Below are 13288 nucleotides of genomic sequence, written 5' to 3'. Positions count from 1 at the left end.
CTCCCAGATGCTTGCTCAGCAGGGACCGCCATGCCGCTCGACACCATTCGCCAGCAGATCCGCGCCAACTACCTGCCCGACGAAGACGCGGCTGTGAAGCGCCTGGCTGCGGCGACAGAACTTTCGGCCGATGACCGCAAAGCCGTCTCGGCCCGTGCCGCGGATCTGGTGCGCGCGGTGCGCGGCTCGTCCGACCCGCGGCTGATGGAGGTTTTTCTCTCGGCCTACGGCCTCTCCACCAAGGAAGGCGTGGCGCTGATGTGCCTGGCCGAGGCACTGCTGCGCGTGCCTGACACCGAGACCATGGACGACCTGATCGCCGACAAGATCGCACCGCATGACTGGTCGGCGCATTCGGGCGGTTCGAGCTCGATCTTCGTCAATGCCTCGACCTGGGCGCTGATGCTGACCGGCCGTGTGCTCGATGAGGGCGAGGGCGGCATTGAAGGCACGCTGCGCTCGATGGTTCGCCGGCTGGGCGAACCGGTGATCCGCAAGGCGGTCGCCGCCGCCATGCGCGAAATGGGCGAGCAGTTCGTGCTTGGCCGCAATATTGCGGAAGCCGTCAAGCGCGGCAAGTCGATGATCCAGAAAGGTTATCTCTATTCCTTCGACATGCTGGGCGAGGCGGCCCGCACCGAGGCCGATGCGCTGCGCTACCATAAGGCCTATGCCGATGCGATCTCCTCGCTCGATTCAGGCTCCAACGGTCCCGATATCCGCCAGAACCACGGCATCTCGGTCAAACTGTCGGCGCTGCATCCGCGCTACGAAGAGGCACAGAAGGAAAAGATGCTGCCGGTGATGGCCGAGCGGCTGCTGTCGCTGGCGCTGGCCGCACGCCATTCGCGCATGGGCCTCAACATCGACGCCGAGGAGGCCGACCGGCTCGACCTGTCGCTCGATGTCATCGAGCGCGTGCTGGCTGAGCCGGAGCTTGCCGGCTGGAACGGCTTTGGCGTCGTCGTCCAGGCCTACGGCCCGCGCGCGGCCTTCACAATCGACTGGCTCTATGCGCTGGCGAAAAAGTACGACCGCAACATCATGGTGCGGCTGGTCAAGGGCGCCTATTGGGACACCGAGATCAAGCGGGCGCAGACGCTGGGGCTTTCCGGCTACCCCGTCTTCACCCGCAAGGCCAACACCGATGTTTCCTATATGGCCTGCGCTAGGAAGCTGCTTGGCATGACCGACCGTATCTATCCGCAATTCGCCACGCACAATGCCCATACCGTCGCCGCCATCCTGTCGATGGCTGACAACCGTGACGCTTTCGAATTCCAGCGCCTGCACGGCATGGGCGAAGCGCTGCATGAGACGGTGCGCCGGGCCGAAGGCACGCGCTGCCGCATCTATGCGCCGGTCGGCGCGCACTCCGACCTCTTGGCCTATCTGGTTCGCCGCCTGCTGGAGAATGGCGCCAACTCCTCCTTCGTCCATCAGCTCACCGACGAGGACGTCGAGCCGGAGGATATTGCGCGCGATCCGCTCGAGACGGTCGAGAGCCAGGGCCCCGCCGCCAATCCGGCAATCGCTCGTCCTGCGACGATCTTCGGCGCTGGTCGGCGCAACTCGAAGGGGTTCGACATCACCGATCCGGTGACGCTGGCGGCGATCGACAAGGCCAAGGCGGCCTTTGCCGGGCCCGAGCGCTGGCATGCCAAGCCGATGACGCGCGCCGCCGGCTACGGCAAGCAGCGCCCGGTGGTCAATCCGGCAAAGCCTGCCGAGATCGTCGGCACGGTCGCCGAAGCCGCTGCCAAGCAGGTCGCGACCGCGGTGCGCTTTGCTGTGGAAGCGCAGCCGGCCTGGGCGAAGCGTCCCGTCGCCGAGCGCGCCGCCATCCTCAACCGCGCCGCCGACCTCTATGAGGCCAATGCGGTCGAGTTTTTCGCGCTGGCTACAAGGGAAGCCGGCAAGTCGCTGGCCGACGGCGTGGCTGAAGTGCGCGAAGCCGTCGACTTCCTGCGTTACTACGCTGCCGAAGCGGCCAACAACGAAGCGGGCACCGAGGCGCGCGGCGCGATCGTGTGCATTTCGCCGTGGAATTTCCCGCTCGCCATCTTCACCGGCCAGATCGCGGCAGCGCTCGTCACCGGCAATTCGGTCATCGCCAAGCCAGCCGAACAGACGCCGCTGATCGCCTTCCGCGCCGTCGAGCTGCTGCGCGAGGCCGGCGTGCCGGAAGATGTGATCCAGCTTCTGCCGGGCGACGGCCCGTCGGTCGGCGGACCGCTGACCGCGGATCCGCGCATTGCCGGCGTCTGCTTCACCGGCTCGACCGAGGTTGCAAAGCTGATCGAGAAGCAACTGGCCGAGACAGCTGCGCCCGACGCCATGCTGATCGCCGAGACCGGCGGTCTCAATGCCATGATTGTCGATTCCACAGCACTGCCCGAACAGGCGGTGCGCGACATCCTGGCGTCCGCCTTCCAGAGTGCGGGCCAGCGCTGCTCGGCGCTGCGCGTGCTTTACGTGCAGAAGGATGTCGAGAAGAAGATGCTGGAGATGCTGAAGGGCGCCATGGAAGCGCTCACCATCGGCGATCCCTGGCAGATTTCGACCGATGTTGGGCCGGTCATCGATGACGAGGCGCAGAACTCGATCCGCGAGTATTGCACCAAAATGGGGCTGCAGGGCCGGCTGATCGCCAAGCTCGAAGCACCCAAAGATGGCCGCTTCGTTGCGCCGCATGTGTTCCGGGTCAAAGGCATCGAGGAGATGGAGCGCGAAGTGTTCGGTCCGGTGCTGCATGTCGCCAGCTTCGACGCCGACGGGATCGACGCCGTCATCGCCGCCATCAACCGCAAAGGCTATGGCCTGACCTTCGGCCTGCACACCCGCATCGAAGGCCGCGTCCAGCATTTCGTCGACGGCATCCATGCCGGCAACATCTATGTCAACCGCAACCAGATCGGCGCCGTCGTCGGCTCGCAGCCCTTTGGCGGCGAGGGGCTTTCGGGCACCGGGCCGAAGGCCGGCGGGCCGCATTATCTCCGGCGGTTCCGCAAGGGGCCGGAGGCGGGCACGGAGATTGCCGAGGGCCACAAGGTGACGGCGACCGAACTGGCCGACAATCTGCCCGATCCGACGCTTGGCGGCTGGTCGACGCGGCCGGACCGCATCGCCATCTTGAGAAAGCATCTGCGCGGCAAGGGCGCTGCAGCGATCGGCGCTGCAGCCGCCATCGATTTCGGCCAGGTCGACCTGCCCGGACCGACCGGCGAGGCCAACACGCTGTCGCTGTCGCCGCGTGGCCGGGTGCTGTGCCTCGGTCCGGACGCCGACACGCTGCTTGCCCAGACGATCCAGGCGCTGGCCGCCGGCAATGCGGTGCTGGCCGTGGCGCCGAGCGCGCCGGCGGCACTGTCCGCGCTGACCGGCAAGGGGTTGCCGCTGGCGGCCATAGACGGTCGGCCAGACCCAGTCGAAGCGCGTTCGCTGCGCGTCCATGTCGTCGCCTTCTCGGGCAGGCCCGAGGCGGCGCGGATCGTGCGCAAGGTCATTGCCGACCGCAGCGGGCCGATCGTGCCGCTGGTCAGCGAGGTGCTCAACCCGGCGGCCTATGCGCATGAACGCGCTGTCTGCGTCGACACCACGGCCGCCGGCGGCAATGCCAGCCTGCTCGCGGCGGCCTAGGGGGCTTTTCGCGGCTCGCTTGCCTGCGTCGGGTTGCAAGGGTATGCGCAAGGGATAGAGAGCAACTCGAGCGGGGCAGCCGAACAGATGGAAGACACGTCCCGACCGTTTGAGCTGCCGCGCGTGGCGGTGGTCATCACCTGCTTCAATTATCGGCCGTACGTCGAACAGGCGATCCGCTCGGTGCTTGCGCAGACCTACCGGAATTGGGAATGCGTCATCGTCGACGATGCCTCGACGGACGGCTCGGCCGACCATGTCCGACAGCTTCTAAGGGATATAGACGACCCGCGCCTGCGCCTGTTGGCGCGCACGGAGAATGGCGGCCAGACCGCGGGATTCCGCGACGGCTTTGCCGCAACCGACGCGCCCTTCGTCGCGTTTCTCGACGCCGATGACGTGTGGCTGCCGGATTTTCTCCTCGCGCATCTGTCCGCCCACCTCAACACGACGCATTCGGCCGCACTGTCGAGTTCCGATGTGTTCCTTGTCGATGGCGACGGCACCTTGCTGGGCGGTACCTTCCTTGCCTTGCGCAAACCGCGGTCCGGAGCGGATCGCAGTGGCGTCGCCATCGCGCCCGGTGGCCGGCTTGCCGGCATGGCGCCCGGGATCGCCTACGCATCGGAGCATCCGGTAACCTATTTCGCACCTGCGGTGACGGGCTGGCTATGGTCGCAATGCTCGGCGATCATGTACCGGCGTGGCGCGCTGGAACCGGTATTGTCCTTCCCGTTCAAGGCCAAGGTCGGGACGGATTATCTGACGGCGACACTCGCGCACCAGGCCGGCGGCAGCCTCATCCTGTCAGAAGGTCTCGGGCTCTATCGCCTGCATGGCTCCAACCTGTCCACCGGAACTGCCTTTGCCGGCGGCAATGTGCGGCAAACGCCTGCATACAGGAGCTACAGGAGCGTGTTGGCGGCGGATGCCGCAGACTATTTGCTGGCGAATTCTGCCTGGCTCAGCGATCTCAACGGGCGCAATTTCATAGCTGCATTCCTGACGCAGCATGTGCGCCAATTCCCGGAGCTGGCCGGTGATCCGCGGTTGGCGCGCTACCTGACACGCGGACAGCCCTGGCGGCGGCTGCGCCTGCACATTGCCCAGTGGCTTCAGCGACTGGGCGGCCGGAATTCAACCGGAACATGACGGCATCTGCCCGTCGTCAGATCTCGTCGACGGGTGAAATCTCAATCAGGCGCCTTCGATGACCGAAAAGCCTTCGAACTGCGGATGGCCGAGATAGTGCACCTTCGACGTGCCGGTGTTGCGGTGGGCGGCGCGAAAATTCTCGGATTTGGTCCAGGCGACGAAATCCTCATGGCTTGCCCACACCGTGTGCGAGGCAAATAGCGTGTAACCCTCGGGCTCGTTGACCGGGCCGCGCAGCAAGTGGAATTCCCTGAAGCCTTTCATCTCCGAGAGGCTCGAATCGCGGTTCTTCCAGACATCCTCGAAAGCGGTCTCCGAGCCGTTCTGGACCTTGAAGCGGTTCATGGCGATGTACATTGGGCTTCCTCTTGAATTGATGGACGATTTGGCGAAGGTCTGCGAGCTGGTTAAAACGGACCGATCCGCGCCCTGAACACCCAACTTGATAATCCGGTCTCGGGTGGAATGGGCGGGAACGGGGCTTGCTGGCGCACCAGTTTCAAAGCGAATTGGTCTAGTTCGGCAGACCCTGAACTTTCGACAAGCTGCAAGTCGCTGACGCTGCCGTCAGCCATGACGACGAAATAGACCCTGGCATTGTTGCGAGCCTTGGCTTGAATTTCCTTCGAAACGCGCCGGTTAGCGCGGGCAAGCTTCTTTTGAATTTCACCGCCGTAACGAGATTCCATCGCATTGCCAGCCGCGTCCTGGTTTTTACCCTTGCTGGCAACCGCCGGTGCGTCGCGTTCTTCGCCATCTGCCGCACCGCGGGTATCTCCAGATCCGGCTGGAGGGGTCGGCCGCGGGCTCGGGACTGGTGGTTTGGCAGCAGGCAAATCAACGGCGGGCTCGTCGGCGGGCGGTGCCTCTGAACTTTGCGTTTGAACCCCTGGTGGAGTCGACGTCTCAGCGCTTGGGGCGACAGTTTGATCATTCGGGATGGCGGCCGTCAGTGTATCTGGCGCGGCGGTCGCCTGTTCGGCGGCTTCCGGCGCAGGCTTGGGCGCCGCCGGCTCCTTTACCGGTTGAGGCGCCTCGGTCGGCGGCACGGGTCGAACGGCCTCGGGCTTGGCCGGCTGCGGATCGGTTACCAGGGTAACATCGACCGCGTCGGGAGCCTGGCTGTCCAAGGCGCTGCCGACCACCTCGGCACCCGATTGGTCGGTGCCTTCGGATTGTATCGCGTTACTGGAATCGAATGTCCCTGCGGGTCCGATGAAGAACGCCGCTGCGGCAGCGGCATGGAGCAGGCAGGACGCGACGATCGCCACAGTCCATTTGCGGTCCGCGGCTGCCGGCTGTGCGAGCTCGTCCATCGTAATCGCCGGTTCGTTGCCGGCGTCGGGGAGGGGGGTGATGTCCTGCATGGTTCGCGGCGAGACCTGCCGCGAGCGGGGTGGGATTGTCAAATCAAGATCGGTTGCCGGCCATGACGGCGGAGCTGCGACGGGTCGTGTCGCATTGTCGTGCAGGAAGGCGGGATGCAGGCCCACCTCAGACGCCGAATGCGATACCGGTCTTGGTCTGCGTCTTCAGGCCGCGCATGCAGGCGCCCGGTTCGACGCCGGCGCATTCGGTGGCGCTGTTGATCAGCACGCGGCTGAGTTTGGTGCAGTCGGTGCCGGCGAGGTCGAAGCGGGTCACCTTGGTCTTGCCGGCCGGCAGGTCCTTGAAGTCGAGCACGCTCAGGCGGTCGACAATGCCGGCCTCGTTGAACAGCGCGATTTCGAATGCCGCCTTGGAAAGATCGGCGCCGAGCGCATTGTTGACGACGAAGGTCAGCCGGCAACCCTTTTCGGAGGGCTGCGCGGCATTGAGCTCGAGGCTGAGTTGCGGAGCCGACGCGGACTGAGCCCACGCCGGCATCAAGCCAAGCGACATCGCCAGCGTCGAGGTCAGGAGGCGAAGCGATGCCGTCAAACTTGTCATGGGTGTCAGCCTCCAAAGCGCATGGTTGCGGCCAGCTTCAGCGTGATGCCGGGTTCATAGATGACGGCGGTGGTACCGCCGTTCAGCGGGTTGGTGTATTTGACGTCGAACAAATTGTCGGCGCGGAAGTCCACCTTCAGATTGTCGGTGGCCTGGTAACTGGCGAAGGCGTTGACCAGAGTATAATCCTTGGCCACGGGGTTGCCCTTCGGCTTGCCGTTGTACTGCACCTCGCCGCCGACGGTCAGCTTGTCCTGAAGGAAGCGGAAGCCGAGCTGCCCGGTGACCTGCGAGGACGGGATGGTGGCAAGGTCGGCCCGCTCGCCTTCATCGGAGATGGTGTGGCCGTTGATGATCGAGGCTGAGAGGCCAGCATAGCCCCAGCCGGCATCGTAGACGCTTTCCAGTTCGAAGCCGTTGATCTTGGCCTGGGCGACATTCTGGTACTGGAAGCAGATCGGGATGCCGGGGCCGAACGGGCAACCGCTGGTCGGGTCGAATGCCGACAACGTGACGCCTTCGATGTAGTCGTCGACATCGTTGTGGAAGTAGCCGGCCTTGAGCCGGAACGCGTCGCCGGCCTCGATAAGGTCGTTCAGCTTGTAGTTGACGCCGAATTCAGTGGTCTTGCCGGTTTCTGGCCGCAGGTTCGGATTGGGCAGGAACGGGAAGGTGACGCCCGCCGGATGGTTGCCGCTGATCAGCGTTTCGGTCAGCGACGGCGAGCGGTAGCCTTCCGCGTAGGTGCCATAGAACTGCAGGCCCGCCAGGCTGGCGCTTTCGAAGGGCGTGACACCAACGGTGATGCGCGGCGACAGACGATCACCTGACGTTTCGTGGGTGCTGTCTTCGAGGCTGTAATTGTCGTAACGCAGCCCGGCAATGACCTCGAGCCAGTCCCAGGTGAGCTTGTCCTGGATGTAGGCGCCCGAAACACTACGCTTGCCCGATGGGGTGTAGAAGCTGTCGCCGCCGGCGGTGCCGCCGGTCTCGACATCGTCACCCACCCAGTCGCCGCCATAGGTCAATTCGTGCGCAACACCGGCTGTTTCGAAGCGCGACGTGTTCCAGATGTCGACGCCGGCCGTGCCAACGTCGAAGGTCGAGGTCGAACCGACGGGCAGCAGCACGGGAAGGCCGGTCGACGGATCGAAGCGGTTCTGCGGGACCAGCGTGGTGAGGTCGAGATTGGTCTTGTTGTAGGAGGCGTTGATGTGGAGGTCGAGCCAGCTCTTGGCGTCGTCAGTGATGTTGTAGCGGGCGGTGAAGGTGTTCGACTTCAGGTCGACGTCGTTGGCCGGCACGCCGCCGCTGGTTTCCGTCCAGCCGTCGCTCGAGCCGACCCAGCCGAGCTTCAATTCGCTGTTCTCGCTCGGGCGGATTGTGGTCTTGAGCAGGCCGCTCAGCACGTCGAAACCGGTACCGGCGACGGTGTCGCCGCTGCCATTCTTGTAGTCGCCGTAGTCGCGGTAGACGATGTTGCCCAGCACATCCAAATCGTCGTTGAATTTGTAGGCGCCGCTGGCGCTGGCGGTCCAGCCCTTGCCGTTGCTTTCATAGCGCCCGGTGACGGAGCCGGCCCAGGTTTCGCCCGATCTGAGGAAATCCACCGCATCCTTGGTGTCGAAGAAGACGACGCCGCCAATGGCGCCGGAGCCGTAGGTGTTGGCGGTCGGTCCGCGAATGACGTCAACGGATTTGATGAGCTCGGGATCGACATAGAAGGTCGACTGCGTGCCGTGGTCTGAGCGCTGGAAATTCTGCCTGGCGCCGTCGACGATGACGGCGACGCGACCGAAATCCTGCAGGCCGCGGATGTTGATGCTGGAGCTGACGCGTCGCGCATCGGCCTGCACGGCGACACCAGGCACACCGAGCAGCATTTCGTTCGGCGTCGTCGCCATGCGGCGGTCGAGCTGTTCCTGGTCGACATGGCTGGCTGAGGCCAGCGATTCGATTGCCGTGTCGCCGGTGCGGCTGATGACGAGGATCTTGTCCAGCAGGGTCGCGCCGGCGGGCGCCGGCTTGGTGTCTTCGGTTTTCCTGGTCTGGTCGGCCTGGTCAGCGGCCGGCTGAGCAGCCTGCTGAGCGCTGGCCGGCGATGTCAGCAGCGCGATCGTCGCTGCCCCCGCAAGCAAGGCTGCCATTGCCTTTGCCATAGGCCGATGCACCGGATCGGCGTTCGCCAGACCCAGTCGTCCACAATTTCCCAAGCCCATGCCCCAACTCCAAAATTCCAGGTTCGATGCTGGCTGGCTTGGTGCTCGCTGGCATTTTTCATTCTGTCCGGCGTCTTAAATGTTGACTCATTTGTCCGGTATTGCACTGCTAATAAACATGATTATTCGAGTCAAGAAATGAATCGGCATTTTTACAACGCTAGCCAGTTGCCCGGCACAGGAAAGGGATCGAAAGAGATGAACACCCACAATCCCAACGACTTCCGTTACCGCGTCCGCCGTTCCGAGGAGACGCCGACCCGCTTCGACCGGGTGCCGCTGGCGGTGCGGACGCTGTCCTCCAACACGCTGTTCCAGGGCGAGCACGAGATCGGCATCGAGCACCATGGGGCGCTCTATCGGCTGAAGATCACCCGCCAGGGCAAGCTCATCCTCAACAAGTGACGAAACAGCCAGGCAGGCCAAAACCCCAGGCAGGACAGGTAAGCAGGACATGGACCAGCGCGTAAAACCCGCACCGCATGAAATCCGGCGAGCGCGGGCAGACAATCCGAAAGCGCGCGAGCGCGATCTTGCCGCCGAGCTCGGTATTTCCGAAGCCGAGCTGGTGGCCGCGCATTGCGGCGACGGTGTCGTGCGCGTCGAGCCCAGGGTCAACGATCTTCTGACCGGCCTCGACGCCGTCGGCGAAGTGATGGCGCTGACCCGCAACGAAAGCGCGGTGCACGAGAAGATCGGCGTCTACGACAAGGTTGTCACAGGCGCGCACAATGCCATGGTGCTGGGCGAAAACATCGACCTGCGTATCTTTCCAAAGGTCTGGGCGCATGGCTTTGCCGTGGAAAAGCGCGACGGTGGCGACATCCGCCGCAGCCTGCAATTCTTCGACGCGGCCGGCGATGCGGTGCACAAGGTGCATCTGCGGCCGGCGTCCAATCTCTATGCCTACCAGAAGCTCGTGGCCGCACTCGAATCGCCGAACCAGGAGGCGACCGTGTCTATCGCAGGCCTGGCCGACGACGACGCGGAGACGTCGGGCATTGCCGCAGACATCGATGATCTGCGCGACCGCTGGAGCCGGCTGACCGACGTCCACCAGTTCTTTGGCATGTTGAAAGCGCTGAAGCTCAGCCGCCGCCAGGCCGTGCGCATGGTCGGCCAGGACTATGCCTGGCTGCTCGACAATGACGCCATCGGCGCCATGTTCCACCATGCCGCCGCCGACGGCATGCCGATCATGTGTTTTGTCGGAAACCGAGGCTGCATCCAGATCCATTCCGGCCCGGTCAAGTCGATCAAGCCGATGGGGCCGTGGATCAACGTCATGGACGAGACCTTCCATTTGCATCTGCGCACCGACCACATCCAGGAGGTGTGGGCGGTGCGCAAACCGACCAAGGACGGTCATGTCACCTCGCTCGAAGCCTATGGCGCCGACGGCAAGATGATCATCCAGTTCTTCGGCAAGCGCCGTGAAGGCGAGGGCGAGCGCGACGACTGGCGGTTCCTTGCCGAGAACCTGCCGCGCATTCCAAGCCCGACCGCAGCCTGAGGAAACGACGATGATTTCACTGTTCAGGACGCTTGCCGCGGCCATGGGCCTGTCGCTGTTTATTGCCGCCCCAGTGCCGGCCAGCGAGAACGTGGCCGTGTTGGCCGACACGTCGCGGATCGTGGCGATCGGCGGTTCGATCACCGAGATCGTCTACGCGCTTGGCGAGGAAGGTCATCTCGTCGCCCGCGATTCGACCAGCCGCTACCCCGCCGCCGCGGTCGCGCTGCCCGACGTCGGCTATATGCGCCAGCTGTCGCCGGAAGGCGTGTTGTCGGTCAATCCTTCGGGCATTCTGGCGCTGTATGGCAGTGGGCCGAAGGAAGCGGTCGATGTGCTGAAAAAGTCGAGCGTTCCGTTCATCGACGTGCCCGAGCATTACAGCCATGACGGCATCCTGGAAAAGATCCGCATCGTCGGCAAGGCGCTTGGCGTCGACGCCAAGGCCGAGACGCTGGTGGCTGAGACCGACGCCAAGCTGAAGGCGGCCGAGAAGCAGACGGCGTCGATCAAGCAGCGCAAGCGCATCCTGTTCGTGCTGTCGATCCAGGGCGGCAAGATCCTGGCCGCCGGCACCGACACCGCCGGTGACGGCATCATCAAGCTCGCCGGTGCCGTCAATGCGGTCGAAGGTTTTTCCGGCTACAAGCAGATGTCCGACGAGGCGATCGTCACTGCCAGGCCGGACGTGATCCTGGCCATGAAGAATGCCGGCCCGCCGATTGCGGAGGCCGAGCTGTTCGCCATCCCGTCGATCACCTCGACGCCGGCGGGCGAAGGCCGCAAGCTGACCCTGATGGATGGCAGCTATCTCCTCGGCTTCGGGCCGCGCACGGCCGATGCCATCCACGATCTGGCCGCCTCGCTCTATGGCAGCCAGGTCACGGACTGAGCCGATGGTGGATCAGTCGATCGCCGGCGCGGCGGGCAAGGTGGCCGAGGGCGATCGTTCCGGGCGCGCTCGCCTGGTTATTGTGCTCCTGTGTGTGGCGCTTGCCCTTTCGATGTTCCTGTCGCTGAGGTCGGGCGCTTCCGATGCATCGGCCGTTGGTGTCATTCGTGACTGGCTGACCGGCGCCACGCCGGACGACGCCGCGCTTGGTGCCCGCGACCGGTTGATCGTCTACGATATCCGCATGCCGCGCGTACTGCTCGGTGTGCTCATCGGGGCGGCACTGGCCGTATCGGGTGCGGTCATGCAAGGCCTGTTTCGCAACCCGCTCGCCGATCCCGGCCTGATCGGCGTTTCCGCCGGGTCGAGCCTCGGCGCGGTCGCCGTCATCGTGCTCGGCACGACGTGGCTGGCGCCGCTCACTCTGGCGCTCGGCGGGCTGGCCTTGCCGCTCGCCGCTTTCTGCGGCGGCCTTGCGGTCACGCTGGTGCTCTACCGCGTCGCCACGCGGCAGGGGCGCACATCGGTCGCTACCATGCTGCTTGCCGGCATTGCGCTCGCAGCCCTTGCCATGGCGCTGACCGGTATCCTGATTTTCATGGCCGACGACCGGCAGTTGCGCGACCTGACCTTCTGGCAACTGGGCTCGCTGGGCGGCGCGACCTGGCCGAAGATCGCTTCCGTCGGTCCGATCATCATCCTGGCGCTTGCGGCAATGCCGTTCCTGGCCAAAGGCCTCAACGCCCTGGCGCTCGGCGAGGCGACGGCCGGACATCTCGGCATCCCGGTACAGCGGCTGAAATACACCGCGATCGTCGGCGTCTCGGCAGCGGTCGGCGCCTCTGTCGCAGTCAGCGGAGGCATCGGTTTTGTCGGCATCGTCGTGCCGCATCTGCTGCGGCTGCTGATCGGTCCGGACAATCGCTATCTTTTGCTCGCATCGGCGCTGCTCGGCGCCTCGATGCTGCTTCTTGCCGACGCAGTTGCCCGCGTCATCGTGGCGCCGGCCGAATTGCCAATCGGCATCGTCACGGCGATCGCCGGCGCGCCGTTCTTCCTCTGGATCCTGCTGCGCAAGCGCGGCGTAATCGACTTGTGAGGCGGCATGATCGAAGCACGCGATGTCTCGGTGGCGATCGGCGGCAAGCGCATTGTTGCCAATGTCGATTTCGTCGCGCGGCCGGGCGAAATTGCGGCAATCGTCGGACCCAACGGCTCGGGCAAGACGACGTTTTTGAAGGCGTTGTCGGGCGATCTGGCGTTTGCGGGGACAGTGGCCGTCAACGGGCGCGACCTCTCCGCGATGAAGCCGGTGGAGGCCGCGACTGTGCGTGCCGTGCTGCCGCAGGCCGCGACGCTGTCCTTTCCCTTCACCGTGCACGAAGTGGTCAGGCTCGGCCTTATCGGCGGCCGTTCCGGCGTTCTGCCGGGCGAAGATGATCGTCTGCCCGAGCGGGCGCTGGTGCGGGTCGACCTCGACGGCTTTGCCGGCCGCTTCTTTCAGGAGCTTTCGGGCGGCGAACAACAGCGTGTGCAACTGGCGCGCGTGCTGTGCCAGGTCTGGGCGCCGGTGCTCGACGGCAAGCCGCGCTATCTCTATCTCGACGAGCCGGTCTCCAGCCTCGATATCAAGCACCAGCTGATCATCATGAACATCGCCCGCGATTTCGCCCGGCGCGGCGGCGGTGTGATCGCCATCCTGCACGACCTCAATCTGACGGCCATGTATGCCGACCGGATTTTCGTGATGCATCGCGGCCGGCTCGCCGCCGACGGTTCACCGCAGGAGGTGCTGAGCGACGATCTGATCGAAAAGGTGTTCGATTGTCGGCTAAGGGTCGGTGTGTTGCCGGCGGCGAGCATGCCGTTCGTCTTGCCGCAGTCAGCCGCCTAAAAGCGCGTCGCGTTTGAACGGACTCAGGCGACGCGCTTTAGGTCTTT

The 13288-nt window shown here is 64.6% G+C and carries 11 protein-coding genes; 7 read left to right on the top strand and 4 right to left on the bottom strand.

The features are described from left to right. Window positions 1-30 precede the first annotated feature (30 nt). Both putA and AC3EMP_RS24090 read left to right on the top strand, forming a co-directional pair. The gene (gene putA / locus AC3EMP_RS24095) at window positions 31-3639 is read left to right on the top strand and encodes a bifunctional proline dehydrogenase/L-glutamate gamma-semialdehyde dehydrogenase PutA (RefSeq protein WP_352711536.1); all 3609 of its coding nucleotides are present in this window, start codon (window positions 31-33) and stop codon (window positions 3637-3639) included. 87 nt (window positions 3640-3726) lie between these two features. Continuing rightward, a complete protein-coding gene (locus AC3EMP_RS24090) occupies window positions 3727-4791 on the top strand; it encodes a glycosyltransferase (protein WP_023673855.1) in 1065 nt (354 codons plus the stop codon). Between the two features lie 45 nt (window positions 4792-4836). Here the strand turns inward: AC3EMP_RS24090 and hmuQ are convergent, their stop codons facing one another. The 4 genes from hmuQ to AC3EMP_RS24070 form a co-directional block, all read right to left on the bottom strand. Continuing rightward, complete coding sequence (gene hmuQ / locus AC3EMP_RS24085) at window positions 4837-5151, bottom strand: heme-degrading protein HmuQ (RefSeq protein ID WP_352711533.1); 315 nt, start codon at window positions 5149-5151, stop codon at window positions 4837-4839. A gap of 50 nt (window positions 5152-5201) precedes the next feature. Further along, window positions 5202-6161 (bottom strand): energy transducer TonB family protein, encoded by a 960-nt coding sequence (locus tag AC3EMP_RS24080; protein WP_023673857.1) that lies wholly within the window; start codon window positions 6159-6161, stop codon window positions 5202-5204. Window positions 6162-6288: 127 nt separating this feature from the next. Continuing rightward, complete coding sequence (locus AC3EMP_RS24075) at window positions 6289-6723, bottom strand: hypothetical protein (RefSeq protein WP_023673858.1); 435 nt, start codon at window positions 6721-6723, stop codon at window positions 6289-6291. A gap of 5 nt (window positions 6724-6728) precedes the next feature. After that, window positions 6729-8870, bottom strand: coding sequence for a TonB-dependent hemoglobin/transferrin/lactoferrin family receptor (locus AC3EMP_RS24070; RefSeq protein ID WP_352711530.1), 2142 nt, complete (start codon window positions 8868-8870; stop codon window positions 6729-6731). Between the two features lie 270 nt (window positions 8871-9140). Between AC3EMP_RS24070 and hemP the strand changes: the two genes are divergently transcribed. The 5 genes from hemP to AC3EMP_RS24045 are packed head-to-tail and all read left to right on the top strand — an operon-like array spanning window position 9141 to window position 13241. Further along, a complete protein-coding gene (gene hemP, locus AC3EMP_RS24065) occupies window positions 9141-9347 on the top strand; it encodes a hemin uptake protein HemP (protein ID WP_023673860.1) in 207 nt (68 codons plus the stop codon). Between the two features lie 49 nt (window positions 9348-9396). After that, entirely contained in the window at window positions 9397-10455 is a 1059-nt protein-coding gene (locus AC3EMP_RS24060; protein ID WP_023681730.1) for a hemin-degrading factor, read from the top strand. A 10-nt stretch (window positions 10456-10465) separates the two neighbouring features. Further along, window positions 10466-11347 (top strand): heme/hemin ABC transporter substrate-binding protein, encoded by an 882-nt coding sequence (locus AC3EMP_RS24055; protein WP_352711528.1) that lies wholly within the window; start codon window positions 10466-10468, stop codon window positions 11345-11347. Between the two features lie 4 nt (window positions 11348-11351). Beyond that, window positions 11352-12446: a FecCD family ABC transporter permease gene (locus AC3EMP_RS24050; RefSeq protein ID WP_286461669.1), complete on the top strand. Its 1095-nt coding sequence runs from the start codon at window positions 11352-11354 to the stop codon at window positions 12444-12446. A 6-nt stretch (window positions 12447-12452) separates the two neighbouring features. After that, window positions 12453-13241: a heme ABC transporter ATP-binding protein gene (locus tag AC3EMP_RS24045; protein WP_352711525.1), complete on the top strand. Its 789-nt coding sequence runs from the start codon at window positions 12453-12455 to the stop codon at window positions 13239-13241. Window positions 13242-13288: the final 47 nt, after the last annotated feature.

Source organism: Mesorhizobium sp. P160219, assembly GCF_057786095.1.
Note: the sequence above shows the minus strand (reverse complement) of the source record. Positions and strands in the feature narration are given on the sequence as shown.